The sequence below is a fragment of the Adhaeribacter rhizoryzae genome (assembly GCF_008629685.1).
Taxonomy (GTDB): domain Bacteria; phylum Bacteroidota; class Bacteroidia; order Cytophagales; family Hymenobacteraceae; genus Adhaeribacter; species Adhaeribacter rhizoryzae.
The window spans coordinates 25,823-44,391 of record NZ_VWSF01000015.1; the positions used below are offsets into that span (position 1 = coordinate 25,823).

Consider the following 18,569-nt stretch of genomic DNA (forward strand, 5'->3'; position numbering starts at 1 on the left):
ATTATCTGGTGGCTTAAAACTCGTTGGTAAATAAGGAAATATCGCCGGCGGCAGCCGCTTTAAACAACAAGGCTTGCCACACGTTGCTGTGGGCAATATCGCGGTCAATTTCGGCCCGGTTCAGGGTATAAAGCGCCTGGGTAATATCTACGATAGTAGCCAGGCCATTCCGGTATAAAGCATTTTTTTGGGTGTAAGCATTCGAAGCTGCCTGAATCTGATTTGGCGCTTCGCGGTAATTACTCAGGGCATTTTGAATTTTTGTTTCGGCTAAAGATAGTTGGGCGGTAAGCTGCTGGTTTACCAAATTGTATTCATTTTGCAGGCCTCGCGAGGTATATTGCTGGGCTTGTACCTGCTGCTGCACCCGCAAATTATCGGTTAAGTTCCAGACCATGCCCACCCCAAACAAGTAATTGCCCCGGGTAGGCGTAATGCCCTGCCGGAAACTTTTGGTATAAGCCTCCGGATTAATATTATAATCGTGGCTAAAACCCGAGCCCCGGGCTTGTAACACGCTGAATACCGAAAAAGTGGGATAGTTAAAGGTCCGGAAATATTTCTCACGTTGCCGGCTTAGGTTCAGGCGCTGGCGGTAAAAACTTAACACCGGGTGATTGTCGGCGGGGTTGGTGGTTGCCGCCGCAAAAGCTACCGGCACGCGGGTAAAGAACAGGCTATCCAGCACAAAAGGTTGCGGCGCTACGCCCAATAATTGCGCCAGTTGATTGGCTTGTTCCTGTTCAGTATCTACCGCGCGGGTCAGGGCAATTTTGGCGTTCGATACTTCGGCAATGGCCAGCGAGGAATCTACACCGGGGTTTAAGCCGTTTTTGGCCCGGGCCACCACCACCCGCTTCAGGGCCACTGCCCGTTCCAAGTTTCGTTCCTGCGAGCGAGTGAGCCGTTGCGCAGCCTGTAAATTTAAATAAGCCCCGGCTACCCGCACCTGGTGCTGAAATTGTTCCTGTACTAGGTCAGCTTGGTCCTGGTTATTCACCGCTTTAGCAACTTGTATTTTTTCGCGGGCCTGGCCAAATGAGAAAAAATCCCAGTTTACATTCGCGAGGTACAGCGCACCAAAAGCAGCGTTCCAGTTCTGGGTTTCCATGGCCGGCCCCGACGAAGAAGAATTCAACCCCCGGAACCCGTAAAAAGCACCGTTTTGCCCGTTAATGGTGCCGTAATCATGCTGTCCCGAAACGCTGAAATTCGGAAGATAATCGCGCTGGCTCTGCCGGACCGCCGCCTGTGATGCCTGGGTATAATTGGCTTTGGCTTTTAGGGTACCATAGTTAGTTAAGGCCGTTTGTAAGGCCTCAGTCATGGTTAAAACCTGATTTTGCCCTTGGGCAAAGTAAGCCAACAATATAAATATAAAGGTAAGGCTACTGCGAATACTTAATCTCTTGAACATGCAGGATAATATCAGCTTCAGAGATAAAATACAGAATACCCCGGCTGAATATTAAAAATTTAGCCCTAACGTGTAATCTTTAATAATTTTATCTCAATAGGCCTAAATTATTTAATCCAAAAGAATAAATCTACATGCAAGCCTGAAAATTTAACTAATTATTTCTGCGGCGTGAGTTTGTATTAAATAAACCTGGAAGTTAACGCGCTTTTGGACCTGAGGTGCACTCGTAAATCATTATTAGAAAAAGAAATATAATACTGATTTCATCCCGGAGAAAGCTTCGGTTTAACTTCATTCTCAATCGATGAAATAAGAGGATAACAGCAAATTATTTAGAACCGACTAGATTTATTCGGTACAGGCATATTCCCGCAAGATTTCCAGCGTATTGGTGTCGGATTGCCGAATTTGTTTTGTAGGCAGACCTCTCGCGTTGTATTGGTAGGTGTAAGTATAATTCTTTGTTAAACCTGAAAGGTGATACGTTTCTTTCTCAGTGGCAATATTATTTCGGGAAATTGTTTCGGCCCCAATGCCCAGGTAAGTAGCGTTCAGGTAAGGATTATTTTGGTTGTCGTAGGTATATTCCGTGGTTAAGTCGTTAAGTTTAGAAGTGCCATTTACAACAAACTCTTGAACCTTGCTGATATTCTGTTTAGCATCATAAGTATATTCAGCCACGCGATAATCTGTAGCAGGGTCGTCTGGATTTAAAGATTTTACCTGCTCTATTTTATTAGTGCCGGAATAAATTAAAATTTTATCATACTCGTGCTTAAAGCTATTACCGGCTGATTTGGTATAAAAAGCTATTTTTTCGAGCAGGTTTTTGTTGTTATAAGTAAAAGCAAAATAGCTGAATAAGGTACCATCCGATAATTTAAAACTTTCTTTAATAACCCGGTTGGCGGCGTCGTAGTCGTATTCTTTATAATAATTTTCGTTGCTAACCGCATCTTTAGCATGATTGGCTTTTTTCAGCCGCTTTTGATTGTCGTATTCGTAAGTAATGGCATCGGTGCCGGCAAACGTTATGTTGGTAAGCAGGCAGATATTTAAATCTTTATCGGGTTTTACTACGTCCTCATCGTTTTTGCAGGCAATCGCAAATAATAAACAAAGTAAAACGGCACTCAAGTTAAAATTTTTCATAGTGTTTTCAGGGGTAATATTTAGGTCTGTGTGTGAATGATTCCGGTAATAGCTCATTGGTTGCAAGTGGGTTAAATAAATTATTAAAATCAGCCAGTTGCTATTCCGAAACCGGTAAGTAACTAAAACCCGGAAGCCTACGTGTTACAGAATTAAGGAATATTCTGCTATACTTAAAACCTTCTGTTTATCTGTTTATGTATTATCGCCCGCAACCTCCCACCGACCCTGAATTATTGCGCACCCTTACCCAAAAGCAAAAAGAACTTATCCAGCAGGTAATTATTCAGAAGCCTGAGTTTACCTTGCGTACCCTGGCGGGTTGCGACTCGTCTTTTATCGGCGAGAATATTTTATCGGTGTTTGTGTTGCTGCGTTATCCGGAACTAGATATTTTGGAAATACAGTATAACTATGCACCAGTAGAAATGCCTTATGTGCCGGGTTTTTTGGCATTCCGGGAAGCGCCTAATTTGCTGAAGGCTTACGAAAAACTACAAACCAAACCCGACCTGATTATGGTAGACGGGCACGGTATTTCGCATCCGCGCCGGTTAGGAATTGCCAGTTATTTGGGTGTGTTGCTGCAAAAACCGACCATGGGCGTAGCCAAAAAAATATTGGTGGGTAAATACGAACTGCCCGCTCCGGAGAAAGGCAATCTTACCCCAATATTTCACCGCGACGAACTGATTGCGAATACCCTGCGCACGAAAGATAACGTAAAACCAGTTTTTGTCTCGGCCGGACACCTGATGGATTTGGAAACGGCCACACGCATAGCGCTAGAGACGGCGCGTAAACACAAACTGCCCGAACCCACCCGGCTGGCTGACCACTACGCCGAGGAACTGAAGAAAGAAGTGCGTTAATAAATATTTGATAATATTTATTTCTGCAAACTCATAACCACTTAGCCAGCTTTCGTAAACTGGCGACATTATGCACGGGCGCTAATACATTAATATACGGAAGGACAGTTTGCATACCGGCCACCTCGGGCCGGTAACCGGCATAACCGGCCAACGGATTTAACCAGATAACCTTCTTTGCTTTTTCCTGCAGCACTTTCATACTCTGGTCCAGTAATGGGATATCACCGGTGTCCCATCCATCGCTTAGTATTAGCACCATGGTGCGTTTGTCCAGTAGCCGGGCGGCATAGTCGGTAACAAAAGTGTGCAGGCTTTCTCCAATTTTAGTACCCCCTTGTAAGTCGAAATTTTGGACACTCAAAGCTTGTAACGCATTAGCAAAATCGTGATGGCTAAGAAGAGAGGTAATAGAATGCAGCGAGGTGCTGAAAGCAAAAGTTTCGAGGCGGCGGAATACTTGCCCAAAGGAATAAATAAATTGTAAAAGAAAGGCCGTGTACAATTCCATGGACTTGCTTATATCGCATAGCACCACCAGTTTGAGGCGGTTGCACTTTGGCTGCCGGAAGGCAATTTCCATTAACTCGCCCCCTAACCGAATATTTTTTCGTAAGGTTCGGCGCAGGTCGGGCTGCTTTATCTTAGCTGTTTTTTCATAACGCCGGCTGGCCTGCGCGGCCAACCGCCTGGATAAAGCTTTAATAATTTTCATCATTTCCACTATATCATCGGCCGGAATCCGGGAAAAATCCTGACGGGATAAATTCTGGTGAATACTGTACGCCGCCGTTTGTTCAATCTCCTGGTGGTTATTGCCGTTCAGCCAGGATTTTAGCGCCTGGAAAGAAGGTGGGTTGGTAACCGGCTTTGCGCCAGGGGCCGCTTTGGATTTCACTTTAGCGTCTACCGCCTGGTTAATTTCCTGCCAATACTCCAAAAATAAAGCGTCAAATTCATCTAGCTGGCTTTTACTTCGGCAAAGAACGGCTTTCAGAGCCTGCTGGAAAATGGGTTGGGATTGATAATCAATAAAGCTTAAGCTTTTAAGGGCAGTAGCTTCTTCCTCCGCACTAAGGGCAAACCCTTTCTGCCGCAGAAACCGGCAGAATTGCACGATATTACCGGAGAGTGAGGTTTGGCGCAGAATCAAAGATTATCTAATTTGGAGTGTATCCCGGTTTTTTCCAGCAACTGGCTTAAACTCATTTGTACCTGCCTGGTATCGTGCCAGTCTTTCAGCACTACGCCTAAGGTTTGTTCTACCATGTCTTTATCCAGGTGGTCGATGTGCAAGATGCTTAAAGCCCGGGCCCAATCCAGGGTTTCGGCAATGCCGGGAGTTTTTTCTAATTTCAACAGGCGGAGTTGCGCCATAAAACCACATATCTGCTGGCTTAACCTAGCATCTATACCGGGTACTTTCTGGCGAACTATATTTAATTCTTTTTCGAAATCCGGGTAATCGATGTACAAGTATAAACAGCGGCGACGGAGGGCTTCGGATAATTCGCGGGTGCGGTTACTGGTTAATATTACCTGCGGAATATGCGTGGCGGTAATGGTGCCAATTTCCGGAATAGTAATCTGCCATTCACTCAGCACTTCGAGTAAAAAGCTTTCAAATTCTTCGTCCGAACGATCTACTTCGTCTATTAGTAATACAGGTTGCTGGTGGTAAGTGATGGCCTGCAGCAATGGCCTTTTCATTAAAAAAGTATCGCTAAAAATAGTTTTCTCTTTTTCTTCTACCGATTGCTTTTCCTGTTCCAGCATTTTTAAATGCAGCAGTTGCCGGTGGTAGTTCCATTCGTACAACGCGTGGCTGGCATCCAAGCCTTCGTAACATTGCAACCGGATAAGATCGGTTTCCAACACCCGGGCCATTACTTTGGCAATTTCGGTTTTACCCACGCCGGCCGGCCCTTCAATTAATAAAGGCTTGTTAAGTTGAAACGAAAGAAAAACCGACATCGCCACCGACTGATCAGTGATATAACCTTGCTGCTGCAACAGGTGGCTAATATTGGTTAGGGTAATTTGATTTTGACTGCTCTGATTATTCAAGCTGGAATATTTAAAAAAATATTTGGGAAAGGGGGGGAAACAATTATTAAAATAAAATAGCTTTTACCTATTTACTTTCTATAAGTCTTTGAAGCCCACATCTGTCATTCAGGAGGAAACTTGTTAGTAAGTCACGAACAAGTTTCCTCCTGAATGACAGATGTAAGTTCCATAAGCTTTTATCCTTTTAAACTCTTGCTAAAAATTAAAGCTTTGCCCGACTACTTGCCGGTGAAAACTCACAGCAAGGGTACTGACTAGCCTATAATTATTATGCTATACAGCTTCCATGTAAGGTTATAGTTTAATAAAATTAATCAAAGCAAATTTCTCCGGTTACATCTTCGGTGAAGGAGCCGTTAGTTGGGTTTACTGCGCCTTCCAGCACCAACGTGCCGGTTGCGCCGGATAACTTTCCAGTACCACTACCTTCTATGGCTACTGCGGTAGCAAAAAATTGGGTTCCGATAAACTGCCCGTTGTTAATTTCGAATTCCAGGGTACCTTGCCTGGTAGTAAATACCAGGGTGCCGATAAACGTATCTGGGGTTACAGGAGATGTAAATTCGGCTCGGGTAGTACCGTGCAACAAACCACCCCCAATAATTTCCGCTTCGGTAACTGTAACAACTTCCGTAGGGGCGCTAAGAATAACGCCGTTGCCTTTGGCATTTATTTTATGGCAGCCTCTAATGGCGGGTACCCAGGCCGAGGAAATAATTACTAAAACCGCTATCAGTAAAAAAACAGCAACGGGTAAAATTTGATTTAACTTTTTCATTATTAATATTTTTAAATTTAATAGGCTGTTACTTAAACCACAGCCAGAAACTTTACCGCCGTCTACATTACCGCCTGGAGGGCTCTTTTCAGATACACTTTGGCCAGGTGTTTCCGGTATTCTGCCGAGGCAAAATTATCGCTTAATATATCTACCCCCACTACGGCCGCAGTCTGCGCTTCCTGCATAGCAGCATCATCCATGGTTTTGCCCGAAACAGCCTTTTCAGCGCCCGCATCGCGGAAAGCAAAATCTGCTACGCCGGTGAAGGCAATATTTATTCTGCCATCGGGTAACCGCAACACCGCACAACCCACAATGGCAAACCGGGAGGCAGGATTCTCGAATTTTAAGTAAACCGATTTGGACCCTTCTGCCGGAATAGGCACCCGGATAGCCGTAATAATTTCGTTTTCCTGCAATTCGGTAGAGAAAAGGCCGGTAAAAAATTCGGTTGCTTTTAGGGTTCTTTTGCCGCTGGTGCCGGCTAATTCAATGTTAGCATCCGCCGCCAGCACCAGGGCCGGCCAGTCGGCGGCCGGGTCGGCATGGGCCAGGCTGCCGCCCATGGTTCCCCGGTTTCGCACCTGTTCATCGCCAATCATTTTGGCCGCTTCGTGAAAAAACGGCAAGTGCTGTTGAATCAGGTCGTTGTGCAGAATATCGTTGTGGGTAGTGCCGGCATTTATTACTATTTCGCCGTCTTCTTCCCGGATGCCTTTCAGGGCCGGAATATCGCCAATATCAATCAGCAATGCGGGTTGGTTTAAACGTAGTTTCATAGCGGGTATCAGGCTGTAACCACCGGCTAATAATTTGCCTTCGCCTCCGGATGCCAAAGAAGTCAGAGCTTCTTCCACGCTGGATACTTTTTTATATTCAAATGCTACAGGTATCATTTTTCAGAATTAAGAGGTTAAAAACAGCGTAAGATGGTGTTAAGGAGGTATTCAGTTATATGCTTTCCACCTTTAAATTCCTGTTGCTTATGTATTAACAGGCGTTTGCATGGCGCGCCAAACCCTTTCGGAAGTGAGGGGCATCCGGATATCTTTCACCTGGTGGCCGCCGCTCCATAAGGCATCAATTACAGCGTTAACCACCGCAGGCGTAGAACCAATGGTACCGGCTTCGCCGGCTCCTTTTACGCCCAGCGGATTATGCGGACAAGGCGTAACCTGGGTAGCGGTTTCGAACAACGGGAAGTCGTCGGCCCGGGGCATGCAATAATCCATGTAGGTAGCATTGGTTAGCTGGCCATTGCTGTCGTATTCGGCCCCTTCAAACAAAGCTTGCCCTACACCTTGCGCCACACCCCCGTGAATTTGTCCTTCCACGATCATGGGGTTAATAATATTACCAACATCATCCACCGCAATAAACCGCTGCAGGGCTACTTTGCCAGTGTCTTTTTCTACTTCTACCACCGCAATATGGCAACCAAACGGATAAGTAAAGTTGGCCGGATCGTAAAAGCTGCTGAAGTCCAGACCCGGTTCTAAATCTTTAGGGTAGATGTGCGGCACGTAAGCGGTTAAGGCCACATCGCCAAAACTAACGGATTTATCGGTACCTTTAACGGTAAACTGGCCGTGCTCAAATTCCATGTCATCGGCGTTGGCCTCCAGTCGGTGGGCGGCTATTTTTTTACCTTTTTCAATTATTTTTTCCAGGCTTCTGATAATGGCCGAACCGCCCACGGCTAAACTCCTGGAACCGTACGTGCCCATACCAAAAGCCACGCTATCGGTATCGCCGTGCACAATATCGATGTCTTCCATAGGGATACCCAATTTACTAGCAACCACTTGGGCAAAAGTTGTTTCGTGGCCTTGGCCGTGTGCGTGGGAACCCGTAAATACACTTACCTTTCCGGTAGGTTGCACCCGCACCTGGCCTACTTCGAATAACCCGGCCCGGGCACCCAACGAACCAACTACCGCCGAAGGCGCAATGCCGCAGGCTTCGATGTAAGTAGAAAAACCAACCCCTAATAATTTACCGTTCTGCGCTGCTTCCTGCTGCTTTTGCCGAAATTCTTTGTAGCCCAACATTTCCAATCCTTTGGTAAGCACGCCTTCGTAATTACCACTGTCGTACTGAAGGGCTACCTGGGTCTGGAAACCCGGCTGTTCTACGCCATCGAAAGGCGGAATAAAATTCCGCAACCGCAGTTCGGCCGGGTCCATTTCCATTTCGTGCGCCGCCAAATCCATTAAGCGCTCCAGCAGGTAAGTTGCTTCGGGCCGACCGGCTCCCCGGTAAGCATCAACCGGCGTGGTGTTAGTAAATACGCCCGTAACATCTACATTAATTTTAGGCGTGGTATACAATCCCTGCAATAAGGTACCGTGCAGGTAAGTGGGCACACAAGGGCCAAAAGTAGAAAGGTAAGCCCCCAGGTTGGCGTAGGTTTTTACCCGCAAGCCTAATATTTTTCCGGTGGTATCAAATCCCATTTCGGCTTTGGTAACGTGGTCGCGGCCGTGGGCATCGGTTAAAAAACTTTCGGTTCTCTCGGCGGTCCATTTAATGGGCCGGTTAATATTTTTGGTAGCCCAGGTCAGCAAGGCTTCTTCGGGGTAATGGAATATTTTGCTGCCAAAGCCACCACCTACATCGGGGCCAACTACCCTAACTTTGTGTTCCGGAATACCCAGTACAAAAGCACACATGAGCAAACGGATTACATGGGGGTTTTGGGTACTGGTATACAGGGTATATTTTTCACTGACGGCATCGTAAGCGGCGTTATAACTGCGGGGTTCTATGGCATTGGGCACCACCCGCTGGTTTACAAACTCCAGGGTAGTTAGGTGGGCGGCATCGGCTAAGGCTTGGTCTACTTCTTCTTTCGGGTTGCCCAATTCCCAATCAAAACATATATTATTAGGAGCCAGATCATGTACCAATGGTGCGCCGGGTTTAACGGCTTTGGCGGCATCTACCGTTACCGGTAATTCTTCATAATCTACCAGTACCATTTGGGCCGCATCTTTAGCCTGTTCGCGGGTTTCGGCAATAACTACCGCCACCGCATCGCCTACATACCGGGCTTTATCCTCAACCAGTAAGGCATGCTTTGGCTCTTTCATGGTATCGCCGTTTTTAAAGTTTACTTGCCAGCCGCAGGGTACACCGTTAATGGCGGCTACATCAGCACCGGTGTAAATGGCTACTACGCCGGGCATGGCTTTGGCTACTTCTAAATCTACCCCAACTATTTTGGCGTGGGCGTAAGGGCTTCTTACAAAGCAGGCATAAGTCTGCAAGGGCAGCACAATATCATCGGTATACCGGCCTTTGCCGGTAATAAATCTTTTATCTTCTACCCGTTTCACGGATTTTCCGATCATGCCGTTGGTGGTGCTCATGCGGGTACCTCCTCTCTATTAGCTATTTTGGCAGCTGCATATTGCACCGCTTTCACAATATTCTGGTAACCAGTGCAACGGCATAAATGGCCTTTCAGGGCGTGGCGAATGTCTTCTTCAGATGGGTCGGGGTTGTTCTTCAAAAAATCGGTCATGGTCATCAGAATGCCCGGCGTACAAAAGCCGCATTGCAGGCCATGCATTTCTTTAAACCCTTCCTGCAGCACGTGCATTTCTCCGTTAGGCGCTAATCCTTCCACCGTAAGTATTTCGCAACCATCGGCCTGAACGGCAAACATGGTGCAGCTTTTGGTGGGCTTGCTGTTTACCTGAACCGTGCAGGCACCGCAAATGCTGGTATCGCAGCCGACGTGCGTGCCGGTCAGGTGCAATACCTCGCGCAGGTAATGCACCAGCAATAACCGCGGTTCAACTTCGTGGGTATAATCAACGCCGTTGACTTTTACTTTAATTTGCATAGTGGTGGATTTATGGTTGAAGAAATAGAACCTTGAATACAACTTAGGTTTTCCTTTTCTGCCTTTCAGCTTTAGAAATATTGAAAAGGAAAACCTGATTAAGCCGGTAATAGACTAATTCAGAACAGAGAATAATATTTTAATTAACTACAAGATTTTCGCTAGACCTATATAGCCACCTTTACCCTTCTACTATTAGGATGGAAGCTTTTCTGGCACTACAGCCATTGGATAAGTACCTAATCCTTTACCTAAAGAGTTATAAAATCCAGATCAGGTGCTTTGCGTTATATATTAAAATAATGAATATTCTATTGCCCACTATTCTGTTAAGAAGCAGATTGAGCGAGTTCTTTTTCCAGGTTAGTAAAAAATTGCTTGGTTAAGGTATTAGCCACGCCGCCAATAACCCGTTGACCCATACCGGCCAATATACCGGAAAGCCGGGCATCCCCATCGAAAGAAACTTCGGTGTGGTTATCATCTACGGGCACTAAATTCACTTTTACGGCCGCGTTAGCATTGCCCACTTTACTGCTCTGCTGCACTTTTAAGGTAAAGTTTTTTTCTTCCGTTATGTCTTCCAATTGCATGTTACCGGAGAAGGAGCCATTTACCGGACCCAGTTTAATTTGGAGCGTAGATACAAAAGAATTTTCACCGATTTGTTCCAGCGAACTTACGCCCGGCATTATTCTGGCAAGCGTATCTATGTCCATTAATTTTTCCCATACTTGGGCAGGAGCTGCATTCAGAACTTGTTTGCCGGTTAGCTGCATAGGCTTAGAAGAAAACCAGGTTAAGTTATCTTAATGGATTTTACTAATCAGCACTAATTTTAAAGCGCTGAAAAATAATTTAAACAGATGCGGGAATAGCAGCGAGCGGTGTTCCGGTTTTGAAAAGAAAAAAATGGCTAACCACTGCTTTCCTCCTTTATAAAGAAGATTATTATAAATTTATAAATTTAAAATTATATAGCTACAAAATTCCTTATTATTTTTCCGGGATTTTTTGCACTGCTCACCTTTGCTTCCGAACAGAAAGTTTTTGTTCAGGCTTTTAGGTAATAAAAATCAACAAACATTAGGGTAAAATATAGAATTAGCGGCTTCCTATAAGCTGCTACAGTTTTCGCTTTGTGTTTATTGTTTCCCGGTTTTAACAGCCAGATAAATATCATCAATATTTTTAAGATTTACTACCTGCAGCGTATCTCTTTGGCCGGCTATTTCGGGTAATATTTAATCGAAACAAGTACGGTAAGAAATATCCTTAACCGGTATTCGAAACCGGTGAGGTGTTTAAAGTCAATAATTTAGAATTAAAAAATCCAAAACCATTAACACCGGATTAAGGTAAACTTTAATCACACTAAAACAAAACCTTAAAACTATGAATACTTCATCTGGAAAAAATGCTCTGATAACGGGTGCCTCCAGCGGCATTGGCTACGAACTAACCCGCTGCTTTGCCCAGGATGGCCATAATGTAATAATGGTGGCTAACCACGAAGACAAACTGCAGCAAGCAGCGCAGCAAATAAGAACCGAATTTCCGCTGGTAACAATCCAAACAGTTTCAATTGATTTAAGCCGCGATGGCGCCGCCGACCGGCTGTATTCCGAAGTGCAGGACAAAGGCTTTCAGGTAGATTTCCTGGTAAATAATGCCGGTTTCGGCGAAAGAGGACCCTTCCTGGAAAACGAACTAGACAAAGAATTAGCCCTGATTCACCTGAACGTAATTACCCTGGTTACCCTAACCAAACGGTATTTAAGAGAAATGGTAAGCCGTGGTTCGGGTAAAATATTGCAGGTTTCGTCGGTAGCAGCTTTTTTACCGCACCCCCTGCTGGCTGTTTACGCCGCCAGTAAATCATTTGTATTGTCTTTTTCCGAGTCGCTGCAAAACGAAATAAAAGACACGCCGGTTAGCATTACAATTTTGTGTCCGCCACCCACCGAAACCAACTTTTTTGAGGTGGCTAACATGGAGAATTCTAAAATTGCAAACTCCTCGCAGGTGCAGGAAGCCGACGAAGTAGCCAAAGCTGGTTATGCCGGATTAATGAAAGGCGATGCCCGCGTGTTGCCAACTTTTGTTGCGAAGCTGTACGCTGCCCAAGGCATTACCTTACCCGATTCGGTTAATGCCGCCATTGTGCATAAGCAACTGGAAGACGTAAAAAAATAATATTCTAAAGCTCCCGGCCACAACCGGGAGCTTTTTATCTTTTAACCTAAAAATTAAAGCTATGGAAAATAAAACCGGACAAACTGTTTTAATAACCGGGGCTTCGAGTGGTATTGGTTACGAACTGGCCCGTTGTTTTGCCCGCGACCACTACCAAATTATTATGGTAGCCCACTACGCTAATAAGTTACGCGAAGCCGCCGAACGATTGCAGGAAGAATTCCAGCACGTAAATATTCACCACATTGCCGCTGATTTATCTAAAGATAATGCGCCCGAAAAAGTTTTTACCGAAGTGCAACAACAAGGGTGGCAATTAGATGTACTGGTAAATAATGCCGGCTTTGGTGAGTACGGCCCTTTTAGCGAATCTGACTTGAAAAAAGAATTGGCCATGATTCACCTGAACGTAATTGCGCTGGTGCACTTAACTAAATTATTTTTACCCGATATGCTTAGCCGCAAAACTGGTAAAATATTGCAGGTGGGGTCAGTAGCGTCTTTCATGCCGGCGCCGCTGCAATCGGTTTACGGAGCAACTAAAGCCTTTATCTTGTCGTTCAGCGAAGCGTTGCAGGAAGAGTTAAAAGATTCGGGCGTTACTTTAACCGTATTGTGTCCGCCGGCTACCGATACAAATTTCTTTAAAGTGGCTGGCGCTGAAAACAGCAAAATAGCCCAAGGCAACCTGGCCAGCGCCGAAGAAGTGGCGGCTGGTGGTTACGCGGCCCTGCAGAAAGGCGAAGCCCGCGCCGTACCAACTTTTAAAGCCAAAGCCGAAGTAGCCGCCAGCAATATTCTGCCCGACTCAGTTATGGCCACCGCCATGCACAAGCAATCCGAAGAAGTAAAGCCGAAGAAATCAACGGCCAAGAAAGCGAGTACTGCCAAAGCGCCTGAAGAGCCAACATCAACAACATCGGCCGAACCGGTAACCAGCACCGGAACCCGGAAAAGAAGCAGCACCAAAGCTGCCCCAACGGAACTAGGCTCTAGTGAAGGGGTTACTGAAACTCCTGTTAAAACCAGCAGCCGGAAGAAAAAGGCATAATATAATTGATTAAAGCATTTATTTTTAAGCTGATTATAAAACAGAAAAGGTAGCATCAATACTACCTTTTCTGTTTTATATTAAATACCATTATTAAATTAAAAATGCACCTAAGCTTCTATATTAATATTCTATAAAGAATATCCTGTCCAACGCTGTCAATCCAAAAGAATCTTGCCAGTAGGCAGCCAATAAGATTCTTTCAGAATGACAGCGTTGGGTAGAATGGCCTTTGCTTTATTTTAAAGCGCCGCCATCATTTCGTTTTAATATAAATACCAACTTTTTAATTCTAAAACCTGCTACGATAACTATCCCTTAACCACCTGGTTTAACCTTTATTTTTTACAGGCTGAATTACGAGTTTACCGGGTTGGTTAGTAGCGGGTAAATTTATTTGCAACAGCCCTTTGTAAGGGGAAGTGATTGCAATACTTTTTCCGTTAAACAAAACCTCGTAGGTAGCTTCGGGATTCATACAAACCAGCAACGAGCGGGTATGCGCAGGTGTGGCGGTATCAAATTCCAAAGAAGCATTGAAAATAGTCTGGTTGGGGTTAAAGGCTTTTTTTGTCAGCCAGATTTCCAGCCCTGTGGTAACTGTTCCGGGTTTATAGTAAGCATCAAACCAGGAGAGCACCGGGGTAGATAAACCCGAGAACTGGTGCCAACCGGCTCCCCTGCCCGATTGCGCTAAAAAATGTTCAAAAGTATAATAAGAGGCATCGGTTTCTTTTTTCCATACTTCCAGGCCTTTTTGCGCAATTTTGTAGGCCAAATCGGCCCGACCTAAATCCAACATGGTTTTCCACATAAACCACTGGTGGGGCATCCAAACCGAGCCATTCCAGTAACCATCTATGCGGTAATAAGGCGCCGATTGATCTACTACGCTCATGCCGGCCGGGGTCCAGAGGTGTTTGGGCGAAAACATTTTTTCGAGTAATATTTCCTGTTGGGCAGGGGTACAGATACCTGAGAACAGCGGGTAAGCGCCATCCAAACCCATATTATAATTTAAGCCACTCTGGGAATGTTTAAAGAAACCGGATGGCTTACCGGCTGCATCATGCACCACGTAGCTAAAATATCCGGCTTGTTCGTCCCAGGAATATTGCTGCAAACTATTGGTAAAAGCAGCTATGTCTTTATCAAAAGCTTTTGCCTCGTTTTTAAGTCCTAAAGCCAAAGCCGCTTGCCGCAATATTTTAGCTGTCCGGAGGCAATGAGCGGTAGTAACCACCGGCGTTACCGAACTTTCCAGTTTTTGGGCATGTACCCCTGCCTGCGGCGGATAATCGTCCCAGCCACCGGAGTTGTAAAAATAATCCCAGGTACGGAGTAGGCCCGATTGTAAATTCCGGGTAGTAGAACTACCGGATTTACCCGCCAGAAAATTATAATATTGTTTTAACCGCGGATAAAAGTATGCGAGTAACTCCCGCGATTGCGTTTTATTCCACAGCTCCTGAAACAAATACATTTGCACCGGTACCGGCGAACCATGGTGAATAAAAGCCGACTGGCTACCAACAGGCGTGGTGTAAGCATTTAAATTACTAATGGCTTTCGGAAGGTCGATGGTGCTTAAACCTAAACCTAAAAAGCCCGAGTCCCAGGTATACAAACTGTTCCACCATTTGCCGGGCGTAAAATGCCTAATATAATTCCCCTGGGTATAAACCGGATAGACCACATTGTTTAGCGTAGCGGCTTGCATTAACTGCTGGCTAAAACGAAACGGTTCGCCTTCGGGCAATATTTTTGGTTCCGTTGTTTTATTATTAGCAAGGCTTTGGATTTGCGCCTGATTTTTAGCTTTAAAAGCTGCGAGCAAATTCTTAACTTGGTTTTGGCTGCCGGTACAAATCAAGCCATAAGTAGTAAGTTCGCTGTTTGCTGCTAACGCAACGGGGCGCAAAAAAACATCGGTATAATGCCCCTGGTTATTCCCCATAATCCGGGCGCTTACGTGGTTATGCACTTGTTCCTTAAAGAAAATATCTAATTCATCGTTCAGCAGTTCTCTTACCTGCGAAGGCGAAAAATCCCAGGCTATGCCGTAATAATTATTCAGGTCGGGGTATTTTAATATTAATTCAGAGGCAGAATTTCCCTGGGTTAGTTCCGGCTGAAATTCTTTGGGCTGCGGAATAATATTCTGCTCTACGGTATAACCCGGCGACGAAATAAAAAAACCGTTTAGCTCAACGCCATTGCCACCTTCCGAGGTTAGGGTTAAACGATATTTTCCGGCTTTATTTACAGCATAAGGAATTTTTAAACATTCGAAATTGCCGGTACCGGTTAGTTCAATGATTTGGTTTATGAAGCCGTTTAAATTAAATCCAAATTTTTTCTCTTCGGGTAAGCGGTAGCGGATAGCTAATTGCCCCTTTAAATTTTGTTTGGGTATTGTTACTTCGTATTCTACTTTATCGCCTTTATCGCGGCCAAAGTTTTGGGCAACCGCGCTTCCGTCAATATAATTATTATTCCGGGCTTCGCCGCGCAGCCAACCGTCATAAACCAGGTTATCCGAAGGGCGGGGTTTGGCAAATGTTAGTGATTTATAGTTAACGGCATTCTGCCAGGTTGCTTCGGTTGTATTATTTACTTGCAGCGCCGGATAAACATCTGGGTAAGCCAAATAACCCATCAGGTGCAACGCCAGGTTTTGGGGCAGGTTGGTATTATTTACGCTCCTTAATTTTACCAGTACTTGGCTGGTATCCAGCACCGTATAAGTTACATCTACAAACACCTGGTCTTTCCATTCCAGTTCGTAGCGGTAAGTCAAAGAGGTCATTTCGGGGTTTACTTGCCAGGGAAAATAACCCGACTCGAACCGGACATTGGGAATAAGCACCTTGTTGCGGTAATAGCCCGGCATTACCGAAAAATCAAAACGCAAGCCTTTTTCTAAATGTGGTATGTGCGAAATACCGGCGTATTTTTTTGCGTAAGGTCCCCAGGAAGCTAGCTGCGGAATATCATGTAGATTTATTAATTGCTTATAATCTATTTTGGGTTGATTTTGCCCAGATACACCACTATAAAAAAACAGCAGCAGCCCAATACACCAAAAAGTTTTTCTCATGAAAATATTACGCTATAAATTCATTTAGTTGTTTGGCTTTGTAAAATATTATACCATCATTAAGTAGATAATGCACTTAAAGAAATGTAGATATATTGGGCTTGTTGAAATAGCTGAATATAACACTCAATAATTGTGTTAGATCCTTCGACAAGCTCAGGATGACAAAAACTCATTTTAAAGCGCCCCTATTATTAACTGATGTTACGCAACAGTAGTGGAAATATTAATTTCTGGTATCTTAAACCCCACACCTGTCATTCAGGAGAATTCATAGAATTCCAGAGAAAACTATTTGGCTACCTGCTAAATAGTTTCCTCCTGAATAACAGATGTGGGTTACTTAAACCTATATAATTTAAACTTTTGCCTAACATAATTCACTTATTAACTATTAGTATAAAACAACTCCTTGGACTGAATGCTGTCTCAACCCAAGGAGCTAAAAGTTTAAATACAAATAAGATAAATAGAACCCGCGCAAACGCAATTTTAAACTTGTTTGCGTAAGTCTAGTTCAGTTAAAAAGAAACAGATTCTGTAGAAACCGGTTTATGTTCACTTCATTAGAACTTGCCCGAATTAAATACAGAATCTGCTTTCCTGGCTTTATTAATTATACCCCGGATTCTGTTGTATTTTTTCGCGGTTAATATCAATCTGGCTTTGTGGAATTGGGAATATTAAATCGGTTTCGGTGAGGGTTTTAACCAGCCGGAACTGGTCTTTTTTGCTGTTCATCACCGGTATAGCCCGGCCGGTACGGACCAAATCGAACCAGCGGTGACTTTCAAAGGCCAGTTCTACCCGGCGTTCCTGTTCCATGGCTAGCCGGAATGCTCCCTGATTGGGCACTTCATTGGCAGTTAGCGGCCCTAAACCCGCCCGGGTCCTAACCTGATTCAGGTAATTAAAGGCATCGCCGGTGGGCTGGTAACCTATTTCATTTAAAGCCTCGGCATACATTAATATTACATCGGCGTACCGGATAACGGGAATATTATTATCATTATCGCCCGAAGTAGCCGGCACATCGCGGTATTTCCGGATAAAATTATAAGGAATGGTGGCCCCGCTGGCGTTTACGTAAGAAGTGGCTAAAGAAAAATTCTTGCGTTTATCGTTGGGCTCATAGCTATTAATTAAATCGGTAGTAGGCTGGTTATTACCGCCACCGCCAAACGGAATTACCGCATTACCAGAGTTTTCCGGAGAAAAAGCATTTGGCCAGGGGCTACCTTCGCCTACTCCACCGGACCGGAACTGAATATCAAAAACTATCTCGCGGTGATTTTCATTGTTAGAATCAAAAACATCGGCGTACTCCGGCAAAAGTCCGTAAACGCCCAAATCAATCACCTCTTTTAGTTTAGTTGCTGCCGGCTGAAATTTTCTTTGGGTTAAGTAAACTTTTCCGAGCAAAGCTTTGGCCGCACCTTTGGTAGCTCGCCCCACGTCAGCGCTGGCGTAAGTAGTTGGCAATACGGCTTCCGCTTCGGTCAAGTCTTTTTCTATCTGGGTATACACATCTGCTACCGGGCTCCGGCCAAACGCATACCCTTCATCGGGATTGGTAACTTCTTTTAATATAATAGGTACATCGCCGAACGAACGCACCAGCTCAAAATAAACCAGCCCCCGAATAAATTTCACTTCGGCGGTGTAGCGGCTTTTCAGGTTTTCATCCATAGAAATAGCACCTATTCTATCCAGAATAGCGTTACAACGCGCAATGGCCCTATAGGCATTATTCCAGCGGTCGTTTATATACGGGTTAGTGGTCCGGATATAAAACCGGTCAAATTCGTCTTGGTCAGTTACCGAACCAGAGGCTACCGGCAAGGTATTATCCGAACGCACTTCGCCGAAAACGTAATTATTCGTAGAGATACCACCGGCTTGCAGGGAAGCATAAGCCCCGCTAACAGCATTCTTAATATCGTCGGCAGTTTTATAGAAGTTGCCGGTGGTGGCAGAAGAAATGGGCTGTAAGTCTAGGAAATTATCCTGGCACGAACTTAACAAGGCGCCGGAAATCAGAAATATATAGAGGTTTTTAATTTTCATCTTTTTAATA

14 protein-coding genes are annotated in these 18,569 nt (G+C 44.8%); 3 read left to right on the top strand and 11 right to left on the bottom strand.

What is annotated here, in order from left to right:
• Positions 1 to 13 precede the first annotated feature (13 nt).
• Entirely contained in the window at positions 14 to 1,417 is a 1,404-nt protein-coding gene (locus F0145_RS17480; protein WP_150090292.1) for a TolC family protein, read from the bottom strand.
• Between the two features lie 351 nt (positions 1,418 to 1,768).
• Positions 1,769 to 2,572: a hypothetical protein gene (locus F0145_RS17485; protein ID WP_150090294.1), complete on the bottom strand. Its 804-nt coding sequence runs from the start codon at positions 2,570 to 2,572 to the stop codon at positions 1,769 to 1,771.
• A gap of 197 nt (positions 2,573 to 2,769) precedes the next feature.
• Between F0145_RS17485 and nfi the strand changes: the two genes are divergently transcribed.
• Positions 2,770 to 3,444, top strand: coding sequence for a deoxyribonuclease V (nfi, locus tag F0145_RS17490; RefSeq protein WP_150090296.1), 675 nt, complete (start codon positions 2,770 to 2,772; stop codon positions 3,442 to 3,444).
• Between the two features lie 31 nt (positions 3,445 to 3,475).
• Here the strand turns inward: nfi and F0145_RS17495 are convergent, their stop codons facing one another.
• The 7 genes from F0145_RS17495 to F0145_RS17525 all read right to left on the bottom strand — a co-directional run bounded on the left by F0145_RS17495 (position 3,476) and on the right by F0145_RS17525 (position 10,924).
• Entirely contained in the window at positions 3,476 to 4,597 is a 1,122-nt protein-coding gene (locus F0145_RS17495) for a vWA domain-containing protein (protein WP_150090298.1), read from the bottom strand.
• Complete coding sequence (locus tag F0145_RS17500; RefSeq protein ID WP_223816130.1) at positions 4,594 to 5,511, bottom strand: AAA family ATPase; 918 nt, start codon at positions 5,509 to 5,511, stop codon at positions 4,594 to 4,596. Before F0145_RS17500 ends, F0145_RS17495 begins: the two co-directional genes overlap by 4 nt.
• A 313-nt stretch (positions 5,512 to 5,824) precedes the next feature.
• Positions 5,825 to 6,292 (bottom strand): DUF3224 domain-containing protein, encoded by a 468-nt coding sequence (locus tag F0145_RS17505; RefSeq protein WP_150090300.1) that lies wholly within the window; start codon positions 6,290 to 6,292, stop codon positions 5,825 to 5,827.
• A 62-nt stretch (positions 6,293 to 6,354) separates the two neighbouring features.
• Positions 6,355 to 7,191: an FAD binding domain-containing protein gene (locus F0145_RS17510; RefSeq protein ID WP_150090302.1), complete on the bottom strand. Its 837-nt coding sequence runs from the start codon at positions 7,189 to 7,191 to the stop codon at positions 6,355 to 6,357.
• 87 nt (positions 7,192 to 7,278) lie between these two features.
• A complete protein-coding gene (locus tag F0145_RS17515; RefSeq protein ID WP_150090304.1) occupies positions 7,279 to 9,666 on the bottom strand; it encodes a xanthine dehydrogenase family protein molybdopterin-binding subunit in 2,388 nt (795 codons plus the stop codon).
• Complete coding sequence (locus F0145_RS17520; RefSeq protein ID WP_150090306.1) at positions 9,663 to 10,145, bottom strand: (2Fe-2S)-binding protein; 483 nt, start codon at positions 10,143 to 10,145, stop codon at positions 9,663 to 9,665. The genes F0145_RS17515 and F0145_RS17520 overlap by 4 nt, the downstream gene beginning before the upstream one ends.
• Before the next feature lie 329 nt (positions 10,146 to 10,474).
• Positions 10,475 to 10,924, bottom strand: a complete 450-nt coding sequence (locus F0145_RS17525) for a CoxG family protein (protein WP_150090308.1) — start codon at positions 10,922 to 10,924, stop codon at positions 10,475 to 10,477.
• A gap of 616 nt (positions 10,925 to 11,540) precedes the next feature.
• Between F0145_RS17525 and F0145_RS17530 the strand changes: the two genes are divergently transcribed.
• Positions 11,541 to 12,341, top strand: a complete 801-nt coding sequence (locus F0145_RS17530; protein WP_150090310.1) for an SDR family NAD(P)-dependent oxidoreductase — start codon at positions 11,541 to 11,543, stop codon at positions 12,339 to 12,341.
• 61 nt (positions 12,342 to 12,402) lie between these two features.
• Complete coding sequence (locus F0145_RS17535) at positions 12,403 to 13,392, top strand: SDR family NAD(P)-dependent oxidoreductase (protein WP_150090312.1); 990 nt, start codon at positions 12,403 to 12,405, stop codon at positions 13,390 to 13,392.
• A 331-nt stretch (positions 13,393 to 13,723) separates the two neighbouring features.
• Here F0145_RS17535 and F0145_RS17540 read toward each other — a convergent pair whose 3' ends face one another.
• Both F0145_RS17540 and F0145_RS17545 read right to left on the bottom strand, forming a co-directional pair.
• Positions 13,724 to 16,492: an MGH1-like glycoside hydrolase domain-containing protein gene (locus F0145_RS17540; protein ID WP_150090314.1), complete on the bottom strand. Its 2,769-nt coding sequence runs from the start codon at positions 16,490 to 16,492 to the stop codon at positions 13,724 to 13,726.
• Between the two features lie 612 nt (positions 16,493 to 17,104).
• Positions 17,105 to 18,559 (bottom strand): RagB/SusD family nutrient uptake outer membrane protein, encoded by a 1,455-nt coding sequence (locus F0145_RS17545; protein ID WP_150090316.1) that lies wholly within the window; start codon positions 18,557 to 18,559, stop codon positions 17,105 to 17,107.
• Positions 18,560 to 18,569: the final 10 nt, after the last annotated feature.

Coding starts and splice junctions, on each gene's coding strand:
- F0145_RS17520 (WP_150090306.1), bottom strand. CDS start 10,145: ATGCAAATTAAAGTAAAAGTCAACGGCGTTGATTATACCCACGAAGTT.
- nfi (WP_150090296.1), top strand. CDS start 2,770: ATGTATTATCGCCCGCAACCTCCCACCGACCCTGAATTATTGCGCACC.
- F0145_RS17510 (WP_150090302.1), bottom strand. CDS start 7,191: ATGATACCTGTAGCATTTGAATATAAAAAAGTATCCAGCGTGGAAGAA.
- F0145_RS17480 (WP_150090292.1), bottom strand. CDS start 1,417: ATGTTCAAGAGATTAAGTATTCGCAGTAGCCTTACCTTTATATTTATA.
- F0145_RS17485 (WP_150090294.1), bottom strand. CDS start 2,572: ATGAAAAATTTTAACTTGAGTGCCGTTTTACTTTGTTTATTATTTGCG.
- F0145_RS17505 (WP_150090300.1), bottom strand. CDS start 6,292: ATGAAAAAGTTAAATCAAATTTTACCCGTTGCTGTTTTTTTACTGATA.
- F0145_RS17545 (WP_150090316.1), bottom strand. CDS start 18,559: ATGAAAATTAAAAACCTCTATATATTTCTGATTTCCGGCGCCTTGTTA.
- F0145_RS17540 (WP_150090314.1), bottom strand. CDS start 16,492: ATGAGAAAAACTTTTTGGTGTATTGGGCTGCTGCTGTTTTTTTATAGT.
- F0145_RS17515 (WP_150090304.1), bottom strand. CDS start 9,666: ATGAGCACCACCAACGGCATGATCGGAAAATCCGTGAAACGGGTAGAA.
- F0145_RS17535 (WP_150090312.1), top strand. CDS start 12,403: ATGGAAAATAAAACCGGACAAACTGTTTTAATAACCGGGGCTTCGAGT.
- F0145_RS17525 (WP_150090308.1), bottom strand. CDS start 10,924: ATGCAGCTAACCGGCAAACAAGTTCTGAATGCAGCTCCTGCCCAAGTA.
- F0145_RS17530 (WP_150090310.1), top strand. CDS start 11,541: ATGAATACTTCATCTGGAAAAAATGCTCTGATAACGGGTGCCTCCAGC.